This is a genomic window from Micromonospora sp. NPDC050276 (assembly GCF_044459545.1).
Taxonomy (GTDB): Bacteria; Actinomycetota; Actinomycetes; order Mycobacteriales; family Micromonosporaceae; genus Micromonospora.
Window position 1 is genome coordinate 341,094 of sequence record NZ_JBITJA010000007.1, and the last position, 21,932, is coordinate 363,025.

Genomic DNA, 21,932 nt, shown 5'->3' on the forward strand with positions numbered 1-21,932 from the left:
GACGCCAGCCCAAACGAGATCAAGGGGGGCGATCATGACCGGATCGGTACGTGAGGACGGCTTCGCGTCCAGCGGCAGCACGGATATGAGCCCGGAGCAGCGGGTGCCCGAGTGGGGCGGCGACCAGCTCGCCGACCCGGCCGGCGCTTCCGGTCTCGATGGTGACCTGCTCGGCATCGACCCGACGGAGCTGACCGACGAGGATCTGATCCGCGAGATGCACAGCCTGCACCGCACCCGCCTGGACACCCTGCGGCACGCGGCGGACTCCGCACTCGCCAACCACCTGCGCCGCACGGCGGAGCTGGAGACCGAGTACCTGGCCCGCCACCCGGGTCGGGAGGTCGATCCCAGCCGCCTGCGGGACGCGTGATGCCGGCGCGCGCCGTGCGCGGCATGTCCGCGCCACCCGAGGTGGTCTTCAACACGGCCACCGACCCCGACCGGGCCTCGGCCTGGCTGCCCGAGCCGCTGCGCGGCGACGGCAGCCCCGCCGCGGAGATCAGCGGCGAGGAGTTGCGGGCTCGCTGGGGGGACGGTGACGCGGACGACTGGTCCGCCGAGATTCGGGTGGAACCAGCGGATTCCGGTGGCGCCCGGATCCAGCTCGACCTGGCCGACGGTTCGGGTGGAACCAGCCCGGACCAGTTGGCCGACGAGGCGCTCAACAACCTGGTACGCGAGGTCGCCGACAACCTCCAGGCCGGCTGAATCGGCCGCGCGGGACACCCCTCCCGCACCACCACGACATGTGAGGAGATCGGGTGAGCGACACTGGCCTACGACAGAAGGCGACGAGGCTGCGCCGCGCGTACGCGCCGCACGAACACCGGCCGCTCGGTGGCTACCTGGCGGCGATGGGCGTCTACGCCGGGGTGACCGGTGCTCTCGCCGGCCTGGTCAAGGTGACCGGTCGGCCAGTGCCGGAGCGTCCCGCCCCGTCAGACGTGGTGCTGCTCTCCATCGCCACGCACAAGTTGAGCCGGTTGCTGTCCAAGGACGCGGTGACCAGCCCGCTGCGGGCCCCGTTCACCCGCTACGACCGCCCGATCGGCAGCGGTGAGGTGATGGAGCAGGTCCGCGACTCGGGCAGCTCCACCCGGCACGCCATCGGTGAATTGTTGAGCTGCCCGTTCTGCCTGGCGGTCTGGGTGGCCACCGGACTGACCGGTGGCCTGGTGCTGGCGCCCCGGCTCACCCGGCTGGTGGCAACCGCGCTGACGGCCGTCGCCGCGTCCGACTTCCTCCAGATGGCGTACGCGACGGCACAGCAGGCCGCCGAGGGTGGGCACGACGAGGACTGACGAGCAGGACACGAGAAGGGGGCCGGCGCTCGCCGGCCCCCTTCTCGTTCGTACGCCTCAGCGCTGCATGCCGGACCAGCCGTGCGGCGACTCCGGCTCCCGTACGTCCTCGTCCGCCCCGGTGATGATGTCCCGATCCACCGCCGTGCGATCGTGCTCGTTGGCGAAGTCCGGCTCGGGCGTGGTGTCCCTGCCCTTCGGGGGCTGACCCAGCGCCGGCACCTTCTCGTCGTGGTCCTCGTGGTGCGTCATGTCGGTGTCCCTTCTGCGGTCGCTCACCCGATGGAACCGCCCAGCAGGTCGCTGGCCTCGTCCACCGCGTACTCGCCCTCGGGAAGCGCGTCGATGCGGGCGAGCAGGTCCGGCGGAAGTTCGGCGGCCACGGCCTGGCGGTAAATCTCCGCCTGGGTGACCCGCTCCTGCGCCCGGAAGATGTCATCGAGCAGGTCGTCGAGGGCCCGGGTGTCCGGCTCGCCGGTCACGGATGCGTCGTCGGTCACGTCGATCAGCTACCCGGGGCGGAATCGGTCAAACGTCACGCCGACGACCGGCGTACCGGGCTCACCAGTTCCCCTGCGGCGCCTCAGGCTCCCGTCGGTGGCCCGCCAAAAGACAGCGCCGCCCCCGGCCTTGTGGGCCGGGGGCGGCGCTGGTGTCGGTGTGCAGGTCGCCTCTCGGCGAGTGGCGCTACGCGGCTCCAGCCGGACGGTATTCCGCGAAGGCTATTTAGGTGAGGCCCGGGGACACTGGACACACCGACACCCCAGTCAACGAGCCGACCCCCGCTCGTGTTCCGGACGTCGCAGTGTCGGCGGTCACACTGTCGTGGGCAGGGTGGCCCGACGGGCCCGCACGGCCGAGGCCAGGTGGTCGAGCACCTCGGCGGTGTCGTCCCAGCCGAGGCAGGCGTCGGTGACCGACCGGCCGTACTCCAGCTCCCGGGTCGGGTCGAGCTCCTGCCGGCCCGGCAGCAGGAACGACTCCAACATCACGCCGGTGATCCCACGCTGGCCCGCGGCCAGCTGAGCGGCCACGTCGGCGGCGACCAACGGCTGGTTGCGGTGGTCCTTGCCGCTGTTGGCGTGACTGGCGTCGATGACCAGCCGTTCCGGCAGGTCGGCCGCACGGAGCAGGTCGAGCGCCCCGGCGACCGACTCCGCGTCGTAGTTGGGCCGGCCGCCCCCGCCACGCAGCACCAGGTGCCCGTCCGTGTTGCCCCGGGTGTGCATGATCGCCGGGGTGCCGGAGAAGTCGATGCCGGGGAAGACGTGCGGCACTCCGGCGGCGCGGATCGCGTCCACGGCCGTGCCGATGCTGCCGTCCGGGCGGTTCTTCATGCCGATCGGCATGGACAAACCGGAGGCCAGCTGGCGGTGCACCTGGCTCTCCACCGTGCGCGCGCCGATCGCGCCCCAGGCGACCGTGTCCGCGATGTACTGCGGGGTGATCGGATCGAGGAACTCGCAGCCCACCGGCAGGCCGAGGCGCAGCACGTCGAGCAGCAACGCCCGTGCCAGCCGCAGCCCGGTGTTGACGTCTCCGCTGCCGTCCAGGCCCGGGTCGTTGATCAGGCCCTTCCAACCGACCGTGGAGCGTGGCTTCTCGAAGTAGACCCGCATCACGATCAGCAGGTCGTCGGCCAGCCGGTCGGCCGCCGTCCGCAGCCGCTGCGCGTAGTCCAGGGCTGCGGCCGGGTCATGCACCGAGCAGGGGCCGACCACCACCAGCAGTCGGTCGTCCTCGCGATCCAGGACGCGACTCACCGCGCGGCGGCCGGTCAGCACGGCCGACGCGAGCGGGGCGTCCAGGGGCAACTCGTGGTGCAGCAGGGCGGGCGTGGTCAGCGGCACGACACGGTCGATCCGCTGATCGCTGACCCGATCGGTCTCCGGGGTCGTCACGGTGGGCATCCTTCCGCCGACCGTGCCCGGGGCCGGTGCCCGGGACGAGCCGGCTGCTCGTACGCAAAAGGGCAGGAACGACAGCTCCTGCCCAGCCGGCTCGGTCCGTGGTGACGTCAGTTCATGGTGAAGTCACCGGCGTGCGAGCCGGCTGCCTAAACCATCGATAGGAACGCGTCACCAGGCCAGCGTACCCGACCGGACGCGATCACCCGGACCGTCGTCCCAAGATGCGGGGTGAACATCGCGTGCCGGGGGCGCGGTCGGGGTAACAGGGGTGCCATGACCCACGAGCAGAGCGATCAGGACCGGGTGGAGTCCCGCGCGCACCACCTACTGCCCGAGGAGACGGCGGTGGGCAGCGACGACCCGGACGCGCAGGCGGAGGCCATCCTCGCCGAGTCGGACATCCGGGCGGCGGACCAGAACGCCGCTCCGGACACGGTGCTGGAACGGCGTACCTCGGATCAGGCTGTGGCCGCGGTCGAGCCGCCGGACTGAGCGCTCGCCCCGCGGGCCCGGCGCGACCCCCGGTAGGTCCGGTCGCGCAGCCAGGCCAGTGGACCTGCCATCCGCAGTTCGGATGGCAGGTTGCGCACCGGGTCGAACGCGAGCGCCGCGTCCTCCCCGGCGCTGAGCTGCGCACCGAGGAGGATCTGCCCGACCAGCCGCCAGTGACCCACGGCCGACGCGACCGCGAGCACCAGGCGCGGGGTGTCCGTCCGGGTCGCGGCGGCCGCGGTGGCGAGGCTGCGACCGAGGTCGGCCGAGTCGGGGTCGGCCAGCACGGCCAGCCAGAGGCGGCGCCGACCCGCGCGGTAGCAGGTGATCGTGCTGTACGTGCCGGTGAAGCGGCGTCGAGGCAGCGGCAGGTTCCGCAGCACCGGGGCCGCGGCGCTGGAGCTGACCAGCAAATCGAACGGTCGGCCGTCGTCGCGGTGCAGGCGCAGCGCGAGGCCCAGCACGTCAGGCCAGCTGCCGGGGGTGGGCGTCCCCTTGGAGAGCCGGACGGTCGTCCGGTACCGGCCGGGGTGATCCAGCAGCGCCACTCCGGTGGGTGGTCCGGGCGTACCCCAAATCACCGTCTCGCCGACGAACGAGCGACCGGCGGGATGCAGCAACCGGCCGCGGCGCAGCCGACCGAGCGCGGCGCTGGCGCGTTCGACGGCGGTGGCGGGGCGGGGTGGCGGCGGGGTGGTGGTCATTTCTCTCCGGTACCCCGAGAGCCGGCCCCGATGCGGCCGGGTCGGCTCGCCGACCGACCGCGCGTCACCTTTCCGCCCGCGAGATCGGATAGCGTCGGGGCATGCCCGACAGCGGTTACCCCTGGCCCATTGAGACGTCCCACCTGGACAACGGCCTGCGCGTGGTGGTGAGTGAGGATCGCACCGCGCCCGCCGTGGCCGTCAACCTGTGGTACGACGTCGGCTCCCGGCACGAGCCGGCCGGGCAGACAGGTTTCGCCCACCTCTTCGAGCACCTGATGTTCGAGGGCTCGGTGAACGTGGCGAAGACCGAGCACATGAAGCTGATCCAAGGTTCCGGCGGCTCGCTCAACGCCACCACCAATCCGGACCGGACCAACTATTTCGAGACGGTCCCGGCCGAGCACCTGGAGCTGGCGCTCTGGTTGGAGGCCGACCGGATGGGCGGCCTGGTGCCCGCGCTCACCCAGGAGACACTGGACAACCAGCGGGACGTGGTCAAGAACGAGCGTCGGCAGCGCTACGAGAACGTTCCGTACGGCGACGCCTGGCTGCGGTTGCTGCCGCTGCTCTACCCGCCGGGACACCCCTACCACCACGCGACGATCGGCTCGATGGCCGACCTGAACGCCGCCGACCTGGCCACCTTCCAGGCGTTCCACCAGACCTACTACGCGCCCAACAACGCGGTGCTCACCGTGGTCGGTGACGCCACCGCGGCCGACGTGTTCGCGCTGGCCGACAAGTACTTCGGCGCGCTGCCGGCCCGCGACGACATTCCGTCGGCACCGGACGGCCGCAGCGTCCCCGCCACCGGGCAGACGGCCGTCGAGTCGGTCAGCGCCGACGTGCCCGCACCACGGGTGTACATCGCCCACCGCAGCTACCCGTTCGGCAGCCCCGGCTACAACGTGATCACCGTGCTCGCCACCATCCTCGGCAGCGGCCGGGGCAGCCGGCTCTACCAGCGGCTCGCCGACGGTGAGCGGATTGCGCAGCCGGATTTGGTCGGGGCGTACGGGGTGGACCTCGCCCACGCCCCGGCACCGCTGATCGCCACCGCCACCGCCCGCCCCGGAGTGAGCGCCGAGCGGCTGGCCGAAGGGCTGGCCGAGGTCGTCGACGAGCTGGCCACCGTACCGGTGACCGCCGCCGAGCTGGATCGCGCCAAGGCGTTGCTCAGCACCGGATGGTGGCGTCAACTGTCCACCGTCGACGGCCGCGCGGACCTGCTCGGTCGGTACGCCACGCAGTTCGGTGACCCGGCCCGCGTCGCCGACCAGTTGCCGGCCCTGCTCGCGGTCACCGCCGAGCAGATCGCCGAGGCCGCCGCCGACGTGCTCGCCACCGACCGGGTGATCCTGACCTACCTGCCCGAGGAGACCTCATGACGTTGATCGCCGACCGTCCCGGCCCGGGTGCCGCCCGCCCATACCGGTTCCCGCCGGTGGTCCGCCGCGCCGCAGCCGGTGGTCAGGTCGTCGCCGCGCACCTGCCCGGGCAGAACCTCGCCGTGGCCCTGCTGCTGCTCGACGTGGGCGCGGGCCAGGAGCCGGTCGGCAAGGAGGGCCTGTCCGGGGTGCTGGCCAAGGCGTTGGAGGAGGGGACCGCGCAGCGGGACGCCGCCGCGTACGCGCTCGCCGTCGAAGGGCTCGGCACCGCTCTGTCGACCGGCCTGGACTGGGACTCGTTCCAGGCCAGCGTGGTGATCCCGGTGGACCGGCTCAGCGCGGCCGTGGAACTGCTGGCCGAGGCGGTCCGGACGCCCAAGCTCGACCCCGCCGACGTACGCCGGGTCCGGGACGACGAGGCGACCGCGCTGCGGATGGACTGGGCCAACCCGGGCCCGCGCGCCGACGCGGCACTGCGCGCCGACCTGTTCGGCGCGCAGAACCGCTGGGGCCGGCCGATGCACGGCGACCCGGAGTCGGTCGCCGGGTTGGACGTCGAGGACGTGACGGTTTTCCACTCCGAGTGGTTCCTGCGCCCCGGCACCCTGATCGTCGCCGGTGACCTGGACCGGATCGACCTGGACGCGCTGGCCGCGGCGGCGTTCGCCGGCACCGGTGGCGGCCCGGTCGAGCGGAGCGGCCCGATCGAGGTGCCGCTGCACGGCGGCCGCCGGATCATCCTGGTGGACCGGCCCGGCTCGGTGCAGTCCACGCTGCGGTTGGGCCACCCGGCACCACACCGGGCGCACCCCGACCACGTGCCGATGACGCTCGCCGGCACGGTGCTCGGTGGGGCGTTCACCTCCCGCCTCAACCACCTGCTCCGCGAGGTGCACGGCTACACCTACGGCATCCGGGGTGACTTCGCCGCGTCGCGGCGGTTCGGCCGGTTCGCGGTCAGTTCCGGCGTGCAGACGGCGGTCACCGCGCCGGCCCTGGTCGAGGCGGTGGGCGAGATCACCCGTACCCAAGCGGGCGGAGTGACCGAGGACGAGCTGGCGGTGGCCCGCTCCTGGCGGGCCGGCCAGCTCTCGGTCGAGTTGCAGAGCCCGCGGGCGATCGCTTCCGCGCTGACCACCCTGGTGGTGCACGACCTGCCGGACGACTACCACGCGCGGCTGCGCGAGTCGTTGCTCTCCGCCGACGTCGACCAGGTCTCCGCGGCAGCCGCCACCCACCTGCACCCGGACGCGTTGACCCTGGTCGTCGAAGGCGACGCCGAAGTGATCCGCGCCGACCTGGAGTCCACCGCCCTAGGCGACCTCCTCCCCTAATCCCCAATCCCTCCCGGCCCCCCGGCCCCACCCGGCCCCACCCGGCCTCGCGCCGTTGATCATGAAGTTGTTGTCACTCGCCACGGCGTGTCGCGGCAATAACTTCATGATCGACGGGGTGGGGCAGGGGGTGGGGGTGGGGCCGGCGCGGGGGGTGGGGTGGGGGTGTGAGGTGGGACCCGGGGGGTGGGAAAGGGGTCCCGGTTTCGGGGGTAGGGTCGGTAGCCTCGCGGGCATGAGGATCGGCATTGTGGGGGCCACCGGCCAGGTCGGTGGCGTGATGCGGCAGGTGCTGGCGGAGCGGGAGTTCCCGGCGGAGCAGGTGCGGTTGTTCGCCTCGGCGCGGTCCGCCGGGCGGGCGCTGCCGTGGCGTGACGGCGAGGTGATCGTCGAGGACGCCGCGACCGCGGACTATTCCGAGCTGGACATCGTGCTCTTCTCGGCCGGTAAGGGCACCGCCCGGGAGTTGGCGCCCCGAGTCGCCGAGGCCGGCGCCGTGGTGATCGACAACTCGTCGGCGTTCCGGATGGACCCGCAGGTGCCGCTGGTGGTCGCCGAGGTCAACCCGCACGCCGCCCGGGACCGGCCCAAGGGCATCATCGCCAACCCGAACTGCACCACGATGGCCGCGATGCCAGTGCTGCGTCCGCTGCACGCCGAGGCTGGCCTGGTCGGCCTGGTCGTCTCCACCTACCAGGCGGTTTCCGGCGCCGGGCTGGCCGGCGTGGCCGAGCTGGACGAGCAGGTCCGCAAGGTCGCCGAGCACGCCGCCGGGCTGGCCTTCGACGGGGCGGCCGTGGAGTTCCCCGCGCCGCGCTCGTTCGCTCAGCCGATCGCCTTCAACGTCCTCCCGCTGGCCGGTTCGATCGTCGACGACGGCTCGTTCGAGACCGACGAGGAGCAGAAGCTCCGCAACGAGAGCCGCAAGATCCTGGAGATCCCCGACCTGAAGGTCTCCGGCACCTGTGTCCGGGTGCCGGTCTTCACCGGCCACTCGCTCCAGATCAACGCCCGGTTCGCCCGGCCGCTCACCCCGCAACGCGCCCATGAACTGCTGGCCGACGCGCCCGGGGTGGCGCTGACCGACGTCCCGACGCCGTTGCAGGCCGCCGGCCAGGACCCGACCTACGTGGGTCGGATCCGCGCCGACGAGACCGTCGAGTACGGGCTGGCCCTGTTCTGCTCCAACGACAACCTGCGCAAGGGCGCCGCGCTGAACGCGGTGCAACTCGCCGAGCTGGTCGCCGCCGAGCGCCGCTGACCGACACGGTCGCCAAGACGCCGGAGCAGTCGCCAAGACACCGAACTCCCACCGAGCACCGAGCACCGAGCCCTCGCCGTTCGCCGGCGGGGGCTCGGTGTCGTTCCGGGTGGTCGTGCTGCCGATCCGGGTGGTCGCCCGCGGCGGCCGGCAGGTCGTGCTTGGATGGGTCGGAGACGATCGTCCAACCTGGAGGACACCATGCCGGATGACCGCACCCAGCAGGCGTTGACCGATCTGGTGGCCGGCCGCTCGATGGGCGTGCTCGCCACCATCAAGCGGGACGGGCGTCCGCAGCTGTCCACGGTGCTCTACTCCTTCGACCGGGACGCCGGCGTGATCCGGGTCTCGGTCACCGACGGCCGCGCCAAGACCGCCAACCTGCGCCGTGACCCACGTGCCAGCTTCCACGTCAGCAGCGAGGACGGTTGGGCGTACGCGGTGGTCGAGGGTCGCGCCGAACTGACCCCGCCGGCCACCCAGCTCGGCGACGACACGGTGGAGGAGTTGGTGGCGCTCTACCGGGGGTTGCGCGGAGAACACCCCGACTGGGACGAGTACCGCCAGGCCATGGTCGACGAGGGACGGATCGTGCTGCGCCTGCACGTCGAGCGCCTCTACGGCATGCCGCCCCGAGGCTGACCCGCCCGCAGTCGATCAGCCCGGCTCGATCACGGTCACGCCGGGCCAACGCTGCGCCGGCCGGTGCCGGGCCAACCGCTGCCGGGAGCGGGCCACGTCCACCCGGGCCGGGTTGTGCCGCCACACCCCGCCCAGCAGATCTGTCAGGCCGTACGGGGCGCAGACCATGAGCCGGCCGTCCGGGTCCAGGCGGACGGCCACCGCTGTGGCGTACTCCGGCCAGGTGGCGACCGCCTCGGCCACGCTGCGGTACGGCTCGATCGGGTCGCCGCCGAACGTGGCCGCGTACCAGATGTGCACCGAGGCCTGGTTGCGCGCCTGCCACGGTGGCTGCGGCCACATCCCCGCCAGTCGAGCGGTGGCCCGGTCGTCGTCGGCGCGGGTCAGCCTCGCCGAGTCGAAGAAGACCACGTCCACATCGCGGACCCCCGCCGGGTCGAACCCGTCGCCGTACCACTCGCCCCAGACCAGGTCGCGCAGGGCGCCCGCGCCGATCCAGGCGTCCGGCAAGCCGGAGTCACGCACGACGGTCAGCGCCCGGGTCAGCCAACCGCTGCCGACGACCAGTTGCCGCAGCTTTACGTGGTCCGTCGTCATCCGGCCACGGTAGGCAGTGGAGCCGATGTGCGCCGCCCCGTGGGCAGGTGTGCCGCCGGTCGGCGGGTATAGCGCCCTGCTTTCCCGATCTGCTGGACCAGACGGTGCCGCGTCGGTTCTTCCCGGCCGAACGGGCACGGGCCGCGATCGGCCTCCTCGGGTACGCGCGGATAGGCCGGGGCCGTCGGCGTTACCCCCTCCCGAGCGGCGGGTAGACGGGCTGTGCCGACACCGAGAGGGGAGCACCATGACAACGGTCGGAGAGTTCATGACGACCCGGTTGGTGACGATGGACGGCAACGACACGCTCATCGCCGCCGCGCAGGAGATGCGTGACAGTGCGATTGGCGATGTGGTGGTAACCGACGGCGACAATGTGGTTGGCATCGTAACGGACCGGGACATAACGGTCCGAGGTGTCGCGGAGAACATGGACCCGGGCTCGACCCGGCTGAATCAGATCACCACCCGCGACGTGATCACGGTGAGTCAGTACGACGACGCCGTGGCCGCCGCGGACCTGATGCGGACGTACGCCGTACGCCGGCTCCCGGTGATCGACGACGGGCGCCTGGTCGGCCTGGTCTCGATGGGTGACCTCGCGGTCGAGCGCGAACCGCAGTCGGTCCTGGCCGACATCAGCGCCAACGACCCGAACAACTGACCGTCCGCCGCGGCGCGCGCCGGCCCTCCCTCCCGGGAGGGCCGGCCCGTCCCTGCCCCCGTCCCCGCCCCCGTCCCCTCCCCCCTCCCCTGGTTGATCAAGAAGTTTGCGTCACGACACGCCGAAGGTGGTGACGCAAAGCTCTTGATCACCGGCACAGGGGGGTTCACCCGATCTGGGTGAGGTTGGGCGGGAAAGCGGCGGGGACCCGTGCTCAGACGTGCAACGCCGGCCGTCCGCGCGAACGCGAGCGCGGTGGGTGGGATCCCGGGCCCGGCAACTGGGAGGAGTGGACCCGATGGTGGACGCGACCACGAGGTTCTTCGAGGATCTGGATCGCCGGGGGTACGAGCCGCTGCTGGCCAAGACCTCCGGGACGCTGCGTATCGACCTGCACGAGGGGGCGCAGACCCGGCACTGGCTGCTGAGGATCGACCACGGCCGGCTGAACGTGAGTCAGGAGGACCAGGAGGCCGACACGGTGATCGGCGCGAGCCCGATCCTGTTCGACGACATCGCCTCTGGCCGCGAGCACGGCCTGGCGGCGCTGTTGCGGGGGGACATGACGGTGACCGGCGACGCTCGGCTGGTCGTACAGGTGGAGCGGATCTTCCCGGGTTCCCCGGACGCCCGTGGGCCGCGTCGGCGTTTCGTGGGGGAGGGGAACTGATGGGGCAGAGCAACACGATCCGGATCCTGGACGGCAACACGTTCGTCGTCTGCGAGGACACCGGTGACATCGAGGCGACGCCGAGCGAGCCCACCGGGCTCTTCTCCATCGACACCCGGTTCCTGTCGACCTGGGTGCTGACCGTCAACGGCGAGCGGCTCAACTCGCTCTCCTTCGACGACCTGCAGTACTTCGAGTCGCGGTTCTTCCTGGTGCCGGGGATGGCGACGCACTACGTGGACGCGAAGCTGTCGATCATCCGGGAGCGGGCCGTGGGCGGCAGTTTCCGGGAACAGCTGACCGTCCTCAACCATGATGAGAAGCCGGTCGAACTGGAAGTCCGGATGGACGCGGCGTCGGACTTCGCCGACCTGTTCCAGGTCAAGGACGAGATCCTGAACAAGAAGGGCGAGATCTACACGGAGGTGGAGTCGGACCGGCTGCGGCTCGGGTACCGGCGGGGCAACTTCCGGCGGGAGACGGTGATCTCGTCGTCGATGTCGGCCCGGTACGACGACAAGGGCTTCGCATACACCGTCCACCTGGAGCCCAACGAGCAGTGGGAAGCGACGATCGACGTCGAGACCCGCGCGGTCGGGCCCGGCGGCCGGGACCTGCGTTTCGGGTTGCGCATGCACGGTACGGAGCGGCTCGCCCTGCAACACGACCTGGAGCAGTGGATCGCCGACGCACCCAAGGTCAACAGTGAGCACGGCCGGGTGGCCAGCACGTACCGGCGCAGCCTGATCGACCTGGCGGCGCTGCGCTTCTCACCGCTGTCGCTGGGCGGTGCCACCCTGCCGGCCGCCGGCCTGCCCTGGTTCATGACCATGTTCGGCCGCGACAGCATCCTCACCTGCCTGCAGACCCTGCCGTTCACCCCGCAGTTGTCGAAGACGACGCTGCGCATCCTGGCGTCGCTGCAGGGCAGCAGGTTCGACGACTTCCGGGACGAGGACCCGGGGCGCATCCTGCACGAGATGCGCTACGGCGAGACCGCGGCCTTCGACGAGCAACCCCACTCGCCGTACTACGGCTCGGTGGACGCGACGCCGCTGTTCGTCGTGCTGCTCGACGAGTACGAGCGGTGGAGCGGAGACGTCGCGCTGGTCAAGGAGCTGGAGCAGGAATCCCGGGCTGCGCTGCGCTGGATCGACAACTACGCCGACCTGGTCGGCAACGGCTACATCTGGTACGAGCGGCGCAACACCGACACCGGCCTGGAGAACCAGTGCTGGAAGGACTCCTGGGATTCGATCTCCTACTCCGACGGCACGCTGCCGCCGTTCCCGCGGGCCACCTGTGAGGTGCAGGGGTACGCGTACGACGCGAAGGTCCGGGCGGCCCGGATGGCTCGCGAGTTCTGGGGTGACCCGGCGTTCGCCGACCAGTTGGAGCGGGAGGCGGCGCAGCTGAAGGAGCGGTTCAACCGGGACTGGTGGGTGGCCGACGGCGAGTTCTTCGCCCTGGCCCTGGACCCGGACGGCCGCCAGTGCGACATCCTCAGCTCCAACATCGGTCACCTGCTGTGGAGCGGGATCGTCGAACCGGAGCGGGCGGAGAAGCTGGCCGCGCACCTGGTCGGACCGCGGCTCTTCTCCGGCTGGGGGGTGCGCACGCTCGCCGAGGGGGAGGCACGGTACAACCCGATCGGCTACCACAACGGCACGATTTGGCCGTTCGACAACTCGTTCATCGCCTGGGGTCTGCGCCGTTACGGCTTCGCCGAGGAGGCCGCGACCATCGCCAACGGCATCCTGGACGCGGCCACGTACTTCGATGGCCGGTTGCCGGAGGCGTTCGGCGGCTACCCGCGGGAGCTGACCAAGTTCCCGGTGGAGTATCCGACGGCGTGTAGCCCGCAGGCCTGGTCGACAGGTACTCCGCTGTTGCTGCTGCGCACCATGCTCGGTCTGGAGCCGCACGAGGGTCACCTGGCGGTCGAGCCACGGCTGCCGGTGGGGATGGGCCGCATCGAGGTGCTGGACATCCCGGGTCGCTGGGGCCGGGTGGACGCGTTCGCGCGTGGCCGGCTGGACCTGAACGACCGCGCCGAATGACCGATTCGACAGTCGAACCGGCGGTGGCGTGCAGCCTACGTCGCCGCCGGTTCGCCACCCAGCCGAACCCCAGCTCGGCAGGGTAGATTCTGCGAATGCCGGAGCTCGTGTACCCGCCCGTTATCGCCACCGCCAAGACGATGTTCCGCCTCCTCGACCTGAAGATCACCATCGAGGGCGCTCATCACGTACCCCGTACTGGCGGGGCCGTTTTGGCCAGCAACCACGTCAGCTATCTCGACTTCATCTTCGCCGGTCTGGGCGCGAACGCGTCGGGACGGCTGGTTCGCTTCATGGCCAAGGAGTCGGTGTTCGCGCACCGGATCTCCGGCCCGCTGATGCGTGGGATGCGGCACATTCCGGTGGACCGGCAGGCCGGTGCGGCCTCGTTCCGCGCCGCCGTGAGCGCGCTCAAGCAGGGCGAGGTCGTCGGCGTCTTTCCCGAGGCGACGATCAGCCGGTCGTTCACCGTCAAGGAGCTCAAGAGCGGCACGGTCCGGATGGCCCGCTCGGCGAAGGTGCCGGTGCTGCCGGTCGCGCTGTGGGGCACCCAGCGCCTCTGGACGAAGGGCCGCCCACGCACCCTCACCCGCCGGCACACGCCGATCACCATCCTGATTGGCGAGCCGATCAACCCGGCGGACTTCCCGGACCCGAACGTGCTGGCCGCCGAGCTGACCACCCGGCTCAGTGCCCTCGTCGACCGGGCGCAGCGGGATTACCCGGACACCCCCGCCGGCCCGGACGACACCTGGTGGCAGCCCGCGCACCTGGGCGGCAGCGCACCCACGCCGGAGGAGGCCGCCGCTCTGGATGCCGCCGCCGAGCAGGAGCGCACCCCCACCACCTGACGCCGGGCCGCACGGTGGCCAGCAGCTTCACCGATGTCCGGATGCTGCGCCGCCGGCGAGCCCGCTCCACGAGGTCGGCTCCGGTCGGGAGCGGTAGTAGTCGTCCCGAGAGAAGAACTCCACCGGCAACGAGCCGGGCAACGTGATCCGGTTGTCGCCGGCGAGCAGGCCGGGGCCGGCCCGCAGCAGCAGCACGTCGCGCTCCTGGGCCGAGAGGTCGACCAACTGCGGGCGGGTGAGCCGGAACATGGCCACCGCCCGGCGGACCTGCCGGGCCAGCGCCACGACCTCGGCGGCCGCCCCGCTGAGGGCCAACGCCGGCTGCTGAATCGTGCGCAGGGCGTCGCAGACGATCAGCAGCTGCGCGGGAGCGTCCTGCTTGGTCGCCGGCAACTCCAACCGGGACGGCCACTGCCAACGGATCTGCCCGCTCATCAGGCCGTTGAGCCGCGCCGGCGGCCGGGCCCGGCGCCTGTCGTCGGCGACCAGCGAGAGCTGCGAGCCGCTGCCCACCCAGCAGATCCGCTGATCGGTGACGGTCACCGCGACCGGCTCGGGCAGCTGCCAACGGCGTCGCGTCTCGCTCGGCCCGAGCAGGTAGCCCGCGACCAGCAGCCGGTGCCGCCCGAGCACCCGCTCACCGGGCCTCGGTCGCAGGTTGTAGCGGCGGTCCAGGGTCGGCCCCACATCGTCGTCCGGAGCGTCGAACCGGTGGGGACCGATGAAGAAGGGGGACGCGTCGGAGTGCATCGTCACGACCTTCCGGTCAGCTGGCTGTGTACTGAAGCCTGGCGGACCGGAGGGCCCCTGTCATGACGCCTGTTAGGGGGTCGGCCGGTCGTACGTCGCCTGTGACCGGTAGATGCCGATCTCCTCCGGGCGGACGAGACCGTCCTCGATCGCACGGGCGAGCAGCGCCGCCTTTGTGGCGGCCGGACGCCCCGCGCGGGTGTACTTGATCCGCGCCCGGTCGACGTACTGCTTCACGGTGTGCTCGCTGATCTGCATCCGCCGCGCCACCGACGCCTTCGACATCGACTGGAACCAGAGCAGCAACGCCTCCCGCTCCTTGTCGGAGAGCATCGGCCGGTCCGGGCGCGGGTCGCCGACCATCGCGCCGGCCAGCGCCGGCGGCACGTACGGGCGGTCGCTCGCGGCGGCCAGCACCGTCTCCACGCAGTGTTCCCGGCCCTCGTGCTTGGCCAGGAACGCCACCGCCCCGGCGTCCAGCGCGGCGAGCATCGTCTGCGGGTCGGTGTGCTCCGAATAGACCACCACCCGCCGCCCGGCGGCGCTCAGCTCGGCCAACTTGTCCAACGCCATCCGCCCGTGCAGCCGCAGGTCGAGCAGGACGACGTCGGCGTGCGGCGCCGCCCGCAGCACCTCGTCCGGGTCGTCGCCGGTGGCGAGCACGGTCAGGCGCGGCTCGGTGGCGAGCCAGGCGCGAACCCCCTCGACCACCACCGGGTGGTCGTCGACGATCGCCACGCCGACCGGCCGATCGCCCGTCACCGCCGCCACCGGGTCTGCGCCCATCTGATGTTCCCGTCCCGTTCGTAGAGGTACTGCACCGGCCCGTCGTCGAGTTCCCCGGGCGGCGGGCCGGTCGCCTCCGGCCCCTCCCGGTCCGGCGTGACCAGGCCGACCACCACCTCGTCCGAGCCGGAGACCACGGTCAGTCGCGCCCAGCCCTTGGCATCGGCGAGGGTGCCGGTGAGCGGGTCGGCCAGCCGGCGCCGGACCTCCACCGGCAGTGGCGGCGGGGTGCCGATGGTGATCAGGTCGATCGGTAGGCCGTTGCGTTCCGCCAGGTCGGCGGCGGCGCGCAACTCGTGCAGTAGCGGGTCGGGCACATCATCGGACTCGGCGATCAGGCGGCGCAGCCGGGCGGCGGCCAACATGCACCGGCGCTGCACCTCCGGGTCGTCCGGGTCGGCCTGACCGGCGGCCAGGTCCCCGAGGACCCGCCCGGCTGCCGAGCTGACCAGGGCGAGTCGATCCCGCCGCTCCCGAAGGCCGCGCTCGGCGGCATCCCGCTCGGCGGCCATCGCGTGACCGGCGGCCGAGACGGCGGCCCGCTCCCGAGCCAGGCCAACGATGACCGTGCTGCCCACGAAGACCGCCACCGGCAGCGAGAACGTGCCGTAGACGTACATCACGTAGCGGGCCACGTCGGCCGGGTCGGGGCCGTGCCAGAGCACGGCGACCAGTGCGATCAACGCGTGCGTGCCCAGCAGCGCGATCAGTCCCACCACACGCCGACCCCACACCGCCAGCACGAAGAACCAGCCGAGCGTGCCCCACACCCAGTTCGCGGCGGTGAACAACTGCCGCTCACCCGCTGCGGCGAAGACCGCCGCATCGACGACCAGCAGCAGCCCGGCCAGCGGCCACGGCGGCAGCGGTGAGCCCCGCAGCAGCCGTACCCCGGCCACCGCGCCGGTCCCGGCGACCAGCATCCAGGCGCCGAGCACCACCGCTGGCGCGGCGAACTCCGCGCGAGCGGCCAGCACCGCCGGCAGCGCGATCGCGACATGCCAGGCCAACGCGATGGCGACGGCGGCGATCCGGGCACCCCGGTCGGACGCGTGCGCGACGGCGGCCGGTGCGGCGAGCGTCGCGGTGGAGGCCGGCTCCCGGGGCGTCGGAACACTGATCTGCTGCGGTGCCTCCGGAGCGTCGGTGCGGTGCGCCCGAGCGTTCAGGTCAGCCGACACCGGGCCACTCCAGCCGAATCCGGGTGCCCGCGCCGACCGCCGAGTGCACGTCGGCCCGCCCGCCTACCGTCGCCATCCGGCCGCGGATCGACTCGCGCAACCCGTACCGGTGCGGTGGGACGGTGGCCAGGTCGAAGCCGGGGCCGTCGTCGACGACCTCGACCACGACGGTGATCGCGTCCCGGCTCAATCGCAGCGTGGCCCCGGCACCCGGCGCGTGCCGGACCACGTTGGACAGCGCCGCGAAGGCGCTCTCGCTGATCGCGTCGGCCACCCCGACGGGAACGGCACAGGACGCCAGGTCCAGCCGCACCGCGAGCTCCGGCAGTCGGTCGACCACCGACCGCAACCGCTCGTCGAGCGGCACCGGGCCGTCGCCGGCCACCGGGCCGACGTCGGTGAGTGCGACGAGGGTACGCAGGTCGGCAGCGCACCGCTCGCGAAAGGCGGCTGAGGGCCCCGCCACCGCGCCCAGCCCCACCATGGTCAGCGTCCCGAGCACGGTGTCGTGCAGATCGCGATTCTGTTGGCGTTCGGCCTCGCGGGCGGCACGCGCGACCACCGCCTCCCGAATCAGCCGCTGGTGCTCGGCGAAGGCGCGGTCCGCCCGGCCGATGCGTCGTCGCATGACCGCCGCCATCATCGCCGTGCAGGCGATCTGCGCCAGCAGCGTGGCGGCGTGCGCCCGCGCTTCGGTGGGGTTGCCGGCCGCGTGCGCCCCGGTCACGTAGGTGGCGATCACGAGCAGACCGGCCGGGATCGACCAACGAGCCGGGGCGGTGGCCTGTGTGTTGATCACCGTGGTGCTGGCCAGCACGGCGATCCAACTACCCTCGCCGGGCAGCACCTCGGGCGCCACCAGGACGGGGATGAGCAGGCAGGTCAGCGCGGTGACCGCCACGTCACCGGCGACGAGGGCGGGGTTGATGCCGTGGCCCAGCGCGCGGTATGCGTACCAGAGGGACCAACCGGTCAGCACGGCCACCGCGGGTAGCAACACCGCCCGCTCGACCGGTGGGGTCTGCACCGACACGGCCACCGCCGCGCCGAACAGCCCGCAGGTCAGCCGCAGCAACGCCGGCAACGTGGTGAAGATGAGGCCCAGGGCCCCGCCCGCCGGATTGTCCAGCGTGGGCGGCGGCACGGTTGGGGTGGCAACGGCCGGCATCGGGAAGTGTCCTTCCGACAACGACCCGGTCCGGGTCCACGCGGCGTAGATCGACATCGGACAATAGCACGACCGACGGTGCGGGATGACCCTATGTGTGCAGTGTGTCGCTAATGGGTCACCCTGCGGTGCGCGGCTCAAGCAGGTCCCACCGGTTGCCGTAGAGATCGACGAATACCGCTACCGAACCGTACGCCTCATGCCGCGGTTCCTCCAGGAAACGCACCCCGGCCGCCACCATCCGGGCGTGATCCCGGGCGAAGTCCTCGGTGTACAGAAACAGGCCGACCCGACCGCCGGTCTGGTCGCCGATCCGGGCACGCTGCTCGGCGGTGCTCGGCCGCGCCAGCAGCAACGCGGTCTCCCGGGCACCCGCCGGGCGGACCACCACCCAGCGCGAGCCGTCCGGTCGGGCGGTGTCCTCCACCAACTCGAAACCGAGGTCGCCGACGTAGAAGTCGATCGCCTCGTCGTACTCCTTGACCAGCAGCGCGACAAGTCCCAGGTGTGCCATTCGGCCATCATGCCGGCGGGTGCCCCGGGCCCGGCCGGCGGCGTCCCCGCCGGTCACCCGCGTCACGCCGCCGGCGGGCCTGGCGGCTCGGTGCCCTGGCGGGGCCTGGCGGCCCTGGCGGCCTGGCGGGCCTGGCGGCCTGGCGGCCTGGCGGGCCTGGCGGGCCTGGCGGCCCTGGCGGGCCTGGCGGCCCTGGCGGGCCTGGCGGCCCGGCGGCCTGGCGGGCCTGGCGGCTCGGGGCCCTGGCGGCTCGGGGCCCTGGCGGTCCGGCCGGCCTGGCGGCTCGCGGTCCGGCCGGCCTGGCGGCCTGGCGGCCCGGCGGCCCGGCGGCCTGGCACATGATCCACTCGTGTTTCTGGAAGTCGGGGCATCCGGGACGCCGCGACACCCCGACATCCCGAAAGCCGAGTCGATCACGAGTGCCGTGCCACGGACCGCGCGGCCGGAACCGGGCGCACTCGCCATCCGTCTCATCCTCGGGTGGAAAGGTGGTGAGCCGGATGCGCTTGTCTCGGACGGTACTGGCGGTGGCACTGCTCGGCGTGGCGCTGGTTGGCTGCAATGACACGGACCAGGTGCCGCGCACTCCGGTGGGGCCGTACCCAGCTGACATCGTCGCCGGGTGGACCTCCTGTGCCGAGGACGCCCCACGGGCCGGCGAGATCATCTCGGTGCCGAGCACTGGGACGCCACCACCGCCGGCCGACTACCCGAGGGCCGGTTTCATCGACCCCGGGTTCACCCCGGTCGCGGCCGTGATCTGCGGGCGGGAGATCCGGCCGGGCCCCAACGGCGGCCACGAGCAGATCGCCACCGAGCGACTGGCCAAGGACATCGCACCGCTGCTCACCGCGTTGCGCCTGCCCAGCCAGGAGACCGGCGGAAACGTCGCCTGCACCCTCGACATGGTCGTCCCGCCGTGGCTGGCCCTGGTGGACGACCGGTTGCGTTGGCTTCGACCCAGCCTGCCGACGGACTCGTGCGGCAAGCCGCGCGCCGAGGTGATCGCCGCGTTGGCCGGGCCGCAATGGACCACGGTGGACATCCGTACCATCCGGCAGGTCGAGTCCGCGGCGGCCGAGGCCGCCGGATGCGCGCAACAGTGGACGGACATGGTGTGGGTGGAGACCAGGAACGCCCGCGGCGGGCCGCCCGGACCGGCCACCTCCCCGGCCGCCGGGCCGCTGCGACTCTGCGTCTACGAGGTGCCCGCATCGATTCAGGGCGGCGACAAGCCGGCGGGTGATTTCGTGTACGGCGGGCCGCTGCCCGCCGAGCGCCAGGCGGGCGTGTTGCGGGCGCTGTCCAACCGGCGGGCGGTGGTCGACTGTGCCACCCCGGCGTCCCGCTTCGCGGTGCTGCGCCCGCTCGACGGAGGTGGCCTTGACCGGTACGTGGAACTCGACGGCTGTCTGCGCTTCCTGGTCGCCTCGCCGACGGGTGGGGCGCAGCTCGGCCAGGGCGACGCCACGCTGGCCGCCCTGCTGGGGCCCGTCTAAAGTCGGAGGTGCGCGCTACCGTCCCGTCTGGCAGCTCGCATCACCCTGACCCTCGACTCCACCGACGCGCAGGTGCTCGCCGCGTTCTGGAAGACGGCACTGGGCTACATCGACGAACCGCCGTCACCGCCCTTCGCCACGCGCGAAGAGTGGCACGCGCAGTTCGACCTGCCGCAGGACGACCGTCCCGAGCATGGCGCGTGGCTGTGCGACCCGGACGGCACCGGTCCGCATCTCTCCATCCTCAACGTGCCCGAGCCCAAGACGGCGAAGAATCGGCTGCACATCGACATCCGGGTGCCCGGCCACGGCAGCCCGGACGAGCGGTGGGCGCGGATCAGGGCCGAGGCTGCTCGGCTGGTGCGGGCCGGCGGACGTGTCCTGGCGGAGGTCGACCAGCAACACGTGGTGATGGCCGACCCGGAGGGCAACGAGTTCTGCGTGGCGGCGACCGCAGCCTGAGGAGGCCGTTACCAGGTGTCGGGGCGGTCGAGGTCGCGGGCCGGTTGGTACCCGCCGAGGATCGCCAGCCCTTCCGACTCGGTGTAGCCGTTGCCCCAACCCCTGCGGAACGCCTCGACGACGCAGGGTTTGACGGCCATCTGCAGCACGTCGCTGCCCTGCCGACGAAACCCGGTAGGGGCCCGCGACGAGATCCCCGGGCCGGGCCTCGTCGCCGTCCGGGGCGAGCTGCGCCCGAACAGTCAGCCAGCGACCGGAGTCGTCGCCGACCACCAGTGAACCCTCGACGAAGGAGTCCCGCGCCGACCGGCCGAGCGTGACCGAGCATTCGAGTAGCCGTCCACCGGGCGGCGGTGACTCCAGCCGGAACGTTGCCGCAGCGCCGCCAGGGCACGCCTCGCGTGGTCGAGTTGTTGTTCGAGTGCTCGGCCGCACTGTTCCAAGAACCACTGCCCGTAGGGTTTGGAGTCGAGACTGAGGACAAGCAAGTCAGAGAGGTCAGCTACCCGGTCGCTCTCGGAGGAAGCGACTGGCAGCGGGTCGCTCTGAGCAATTGTGAGCACGCATAGGCGCGGTAAGCCGCTGACCTGCGGTGAGGTGGGTGCGCCCGGCAGGATTCGAACCTGCGGCCTTGGGATTAGAAGTCCCCTGCTCTATCCGCTGAGCTACGGGCGCGTGTGACGTGGATGTCGCGCCCAGAGGGTACCGCCGTCCCACAGCCCGGCGGCGAAAAGGGTGCCCGCGTCCGCGTTGCCGAGCAGGGTCTCACGTTCGCCCCGGAGCGGTCATCCGGGTTCCCGCGGAACGGCCTGACCTCGGACCGTACCTTTGGCTGGTGTTGCTGGATTCCGACGCCGAGAGCGACGTCGCCTACGAGCTGTGCCAGGTCGTTGGTCGCGCCATCCTGCCGTACCGGTCACCGGACGCCTTCGGTACCGCGTTCTTCTTTCGCAGCGGCGACGACCCGGTGGGGGAGTCGCTGTTGACGGCGGCCGACCTGGTGGGGGCGCCGGGTGGCGAGCTGAGTCTGCGGGCGAGCGTCACCGAGCCGGCGGGGGTCGCGCCGGCCGTCATCGCCGAGGCCGAGATCGTGCCCGGCTGGGCGCGCTTCCCGGGCGACGGGGTTGCGGTGTTGCCGACCGCCGGCCTGCATCGCCATGCCGGCGACGGTGGCTGGCGGTGGCGCGTCCAGCCGGTGCCTGCGGGGATCGCCGCCGGGCACGAGGTGGTCGCCCGCCTCGGCGCCGACGCGGGTTCCGCTTTCGTGCTGGCCCACGGGGTACGCGAAGACGGGTCGCGCCCGCTGGAGGTCGCGATCGAGCGGGTGGTCCGCGACGGGGACGCCGTGCTGATCACCACGGAGCTACCGCCGGGGTACGTCGGCGCGCCGGTCTTCATTGTTCAGGCCGACGCGACCGGTGAAGTGTCCCCGTACTGCCTGGGTCTGGTGCGGCCCGGCGTCGGCGAGCACCCGGTGGCGACGTTCGACCGGATCCGTGCCGTGCTCCCGGCGACGCCCGGTGACATCTGAGCCGCGACGGGCATCACCGTCCGGGCTGATCAGCGAGCGGGGGTAGTCGCGGCACCTGCCGTGTCGGCCGCGTTCGGCGGTGCGGCGTCGGCCGGGGTGGCGTCGGGTTGGGCCGTGTCAGCGTGTGCTGCGTCGGGTTGGGCCGTGTCAGCGTGTGCTGC

Annotated in this window: 26 protein-coding genes and 1 tRNA gene; 15 read left to right on the forward strand and 12 right to left on the reverse strand. The window is 72.1% G+C overall.

What is annotated here, in order from left to right:
• Positions 1-31 precede the first annotated feature (31 nt).
• Genes ACIBF8_RS18030 through ACIBF8_RS18040 form a run of 3 tightly spaced genes read left to right on the forward strand, consistent with a single transcriptional unit; the run spans position 32 to position 1,304 of the window.
• On the forward strand, positions 32-373 hold the full coding sequence (locus ACIBF8_RS18030) for a DUF6158 family protein (protein ID WP_396784331.1): 342 nt from the start codon (positions 32-34) through the stop codon (positions 371-373).
• On the forward strand, positions 373-711 hold the full coding sequence (locus tag ACIBF8_RS18035; protein ID WP_396784198.1) for an SRPBCC family protein: 339 nt from the start codon (positions 373-375) through the stop codon (positions 709-711). Before ACIBF8_RS18030 ends, ACIBF8_RS18035 begins: the two co-directional genes overlap by 1 nt.
• 53 nt (positions 712-764) lie before the next feature.
• On the forward strand, positions 765-1,304 hold the full coding sequence (locus tag ACIBF8_RS18040; protein ID WP_396784199.1) for a DUF1360 domain-containing protein: 540 nt from the start codon (positions 765-767) through the stop codon (positions 1,302-1,304).
• A 57-nt stretch (positions 1,305-1,361) separates the two neighbouring features.
• On the opposite strand, the gene ACIBF8_RS18045 is transcribed toward ACIBF8_RS18040, so the two are convergent.
• The 3 genes from ACIBF8_RS18045 to ACIBF8_RS18055 all read right to left on the reverse strand — a co-directional run bounded on the left by ACIBF8_RS18045 (position 1,362) and on the right by ACIBF8_RS18055 (position 3,214).
• The gene (locus ACIBF8_RS18045) at positions 1,362-1,556 is read right to left on the reverse strand and encodes a hypothetical protein (RefSeq protein WP_396784200.1); all 195 of its coding nucleotides are present in this window, start codon (positions 1,554-1,556) and stop codon (positions 1,362-1,364) included.
• Between the two features lie 23 nt (positions 1,557-1,579).
• Positions 1,580-1,813 (reverse strand): hypothetical protein, encoded by a 234-nt coding sequence (locus tag ACIBF8_RS18050; protein ID WP_396784332.1) that lies wholly within the window; start codon positions 1,811-1,813, stop codon positions 1,580-1,582.
• Positions 1,814-2,119: 306 nt separating this feature from the next.
• Positions 2,120-3,214 carry a 3-deoxy-7-phosphoheptulonate synthase gene (locus ACIBF8_RS18055; RefSeq protein ID WP_396784201.1) on the reverse strand — a complete coding sequence of 365 codons (1,095 nt, stop codon included), beginning with the start codon at positions 3,212-3,214 and terminating at the stop codon, positions 2,120-2,122.
• Between the two features lie 273 nt (positions 3,215-3,487).
• Here ACIBF8_RS18055 and ACIBF8_RS18060 point away from each other — a divergent pair, with 273 nt between their 5' ends.
• Positions 3,488-3,706: a hypothetical protein gene (locus ACIBF8_RS18060; protein WP_396784202.1), complete on the forward strand. Its 219-nt coding sequence runs from the start codon at positions 3,488-3,490 to the stop codon at positions 3,704-3,706.
• Here ACIBF8_RS18060 and ACIBF8_RS18065 read toward each other — a convergent pair.
• On the reverse strand, positions 3,673-4,410 hold the full coding sequence (locus ACIBF8_RS18065) for a phosphodiesterase (protein WP_396784203.1): 738 nt from the start codon (positions 4,408-4,410) through the stop codon (positions 3,673-3,675). The two genes, ACIBF8_RS18060 and ACIBF8_RS18065, sit on opposite strands and share 34 nt — an antisense overlap.
• Positions 4,411-4,511: 101 nt before the next feature.
• Here ACIBF8_RS18065 and ACIBF8_RS18070 point away from each other — a divergent pair, with 101 nt between their 5' ends.
• From ACIBF8_RS18070 to ACIBF8_RS18085, 4 genes are all read left to right on the forward strand, one after another.
• Positions 4,512-5,801, forward strand: a complete 1,290-nt coding sequence (locus ACIBF8_RS18070) for a M16 family metallopeptidase (RefSeq protein WP_396784205.1) — start codon at positions 4,512-4,514, stop codon at positions 5,799-5,801.
• Positions 5,798-7,135: a M16 family metallopeptidase gene (locus ACIBF8_RS18075; protein WP_396784206.1), complete on the forward strand. Its 1,338-nt coding sequence runs from the start codon at positions 5,798-5,800 to the stop codon at positions 7,133-7,135. The genes ACIBF8_RS18070 and ACIBF8_RS18075 overlap by 4 nt, the downstream gene beginning before the upstream one ends.
• A 235-nt stretch (positions 7,136-7,370) precedes the next feature.
• Complete coding sequence (locus ACIBF8_RS18080) at positions 7,371-8,396, forward strand: aspartate-semialdehyde dehydrogenase (protein WP_396784208.1); 1,026 nt, start codon at positions 7,371-7,373, stop codon at positions 8,394-8,396.
• Between the two features lie 201 nt (positions 8,397-8,597).
• Entirely contained in the window at positions 8,598-9,038 is a 441-nt protein-coding gene (locus tag ACIBF8_RS18085) for a PPOX class F420-dependent oxidoreductase (RefSeq protein ID WP_396784334.1), read from the forward strand.
• Positions 9,039-9,053: 15 nt separating this feature from the next.
• Here ACIBF8_RS18085 and ACIBF8_RS18090 read toward each other — a convergent pair whose 3' ends face one another.
• A complete protein-coding gene (locus ACIBF8_RS18090) occupies positions 9,054-9,635 on the reverse strand; it encodes a nucleotidyltransferase family protein (RefSeq protein WP_396784209.1) in 582 nt (193 codons plus the stop codon).
• A 247-nt stretch (positions 9,636-9,882) separates the two neighbouring features.
• Here ACIBF8_RS18090 and ACIBF8_RS18095 point away from each other — a divergent pair, with 247 nt between their 5' ends.
• The 4 genes from ACIBF8_RS18095 to ACIBF8_RS18110 all read left to right on the forward strand — a co-directional run bounded on the left by ACIBF8_RS18095 (position 9,883) and on the right by ACIBF8_RS18110 (position 13,880).
• A complete protein-coding gene (locus ACIBF8_RS18095) occupies positions 9,883-10,299 on the forward strand; it encodes a CBS domain-containing protein (protein ID WP_396784210.1) in 417 nt (138 codons plus the stop codon).
• Positions 10,300-10,597: 298 nt separating this feature from the next.
• Entirely contained in the window at positions 10,598-10,969 is a 372-nt protein-coding gene (locus tag ACIBF8_RS18100) for an SCP2 sterol-binding domain-containing protein (RefSeq protein ID WP_396784212.1), read from the forward strand.
• Entirely contained in the window at positions 10,969-13,029 is a 2,061-nt protein-coding gene (locus ACIBF8_RS18105; protein WP_396784213.1) for a glycogen debranching N-terminal domain-containing protein, read from the forward strand. Before ACIBF8_RS18100 ends, ACIBF8_RS18105 begins: the two co-directional genes overlap by 1 nt.
• 95 nt (positions 13,030-13,124) lie before the next feature.
• Positions 13,125-13,880 (forward strand): lysophospholipid acyltransferase family protein, encoded by a 756-nt coding sequence (locus tag ACIBF8_RS18110; RefSeq protein WP_396784214.1) that lies wholly within the window; start codon positions 13,125-13,127, stop codon positions 13,878-13,880.
• 27 nt (positions 13,881-13,907) lie between these two features.
• Here ACIBF8_RS18110 and ACIBF8_RS18115 read toward each other — a convergent pair whose 3' ends face one another.
• The 5 genes from ACIBF8_RS18115 to ACIBF8_RS18135 form a co-directional block, all read right to left on the reverse strand.
• Positions 13,908-14,630: a hypothetical protein gene (locus ACIBF8_RS18115; RefSeq protein ID WP_396784216.1), complete on the reverse strand. Its 723-nt coding sequence runs from the start codon at positions 14,628-14,630 to the stop codon at positions 13,908-13,910.
• A gap of 72 nt (positions 14,631-14,702) precedes the next feature.
• On the reverse strand, positions 14,703-15,416 hold the full coding sequence (locus tag ACIBF8_RS18120) for a response regulator (RefSeq protein ID WP_396784217.1): 714 nt from the start codon (positions 15,414-15,416) through the stop codon (positions 14,703-14,705).
• Positions 15,389-16,597: a hypothetical protein gene (locus ACIBF8_RS18125; RefSeq protein WP_396784219.1), complete on the reverse strand. Its 1,209-nt coding sequence runs from the start codon at positions 16,595-16,597 to the stop codon at positions 15,389-15,391. The genes ACIBF8_RS18120 and ACIBF8_RS18125 overlap by 28 nt, the downstream gene beginning before the upstream one ends.
• The gene (locus ACIBF8_RS18130; RefSeq protein ID WP_396784220.1) at positions 16,587-17,765 is read right to left on the reverse strand and encodes a sensor histidine kinase; all 1,179 of its coding nucleotides are present in this window, start codon (positions 17,763-17,765) and stop codon (positions 16,587-16,589) included. Before ACIBF8_RS18130 ends, ACIBF8_RS18125 begins: the two co-directional genes overlap by 11 nt.
• A gap of 118 nt (positions 17,766-17,883) precedes the next feature.
• Positions 17,884-18,279, reverse strand: a complete 396-nt coding sequence (locus tag ACIBF8_RS18135; protein ID WP_396784221.1) for a VOC family protein — start codon at positions 18,277-18,279, stop codon at positions 17,884-17,886.
• Between the two features lie 500 nt (positions 18,280-18,779).
• Between ACIBF8_RS18135 and ACIBF8_RS18140 the strand changes: the two genes are divergently transcribed.
• Positions 18,780-19,778 carry a hypothetical protein gene (locus ACIBF8_RS18140; RefSeq protein WP_396784222.1) on the forward strand — a complete coding sequence of 333 codons (999 nt, stop codon included), beginning with the start codon at positions 18,780-18,782 and terminating at the stop codon, positions 19,776-19,778.
• Positions 19,779-19,823: 45 nt separating this feature from the next.
• Positions 19,824-20,240 (forward strand): VOC family protein, encoded by a 417-nt coding sequence (locus tag ACIBF8_RS18145; protein WP_396784337.1) that lies wholly within the window; start codon positions 19,824-19,826, stop codon positions 20,238-20,240.
• Between the two features lie 8 nt (positions 20,241-20,248).
• Here ACIBF8_RS18145 and ACIBF8_RS18150 read toward each other — a convergent pair whose 3' ends face one another.
• Both ACIBF8_RS18150 and ACIBF8_RS18155 read right to left on the reverse strand, forming a co-directional pair.
• Positions 20,249-20,380, reverse strand: coding sequence for a hypothetical protein (locus ACIBF8_RS18150; protein WP_396784223.1), 132 nt, complete (start codon positions 20,378-20,380; stop codon positions 20,249-20,251).
• Between the two features lie 462 nt (positions 20,381-20,842).
• Positions 20,843-20,915 (reverse strand) — tRNA-Arg (locus tag ACIBF8_RS18155).
• Positions 20,916-21,075: 160 nt separating this feature from the next.
• Between ACIBF8_RS18155 and ACIBF8_RS18160 the strand changes: the two genes are divergently transcribed.
• Positions 21,076-21,771 carry a hypothetical protein gene (locus tag ACIBF8_RS18160; RefSeq protein WP_396784224.1) on the forward strand — a complete coding sequence of 232 codons (696 nt, stop codon included), beginning with the start codon at positions 21,076-21,078 and terminating at the stop codon, positions 21,769-21,771.
• The last annotated feature ends 161 nt before the right edge of the window (positions 21,772-21,932 follow it).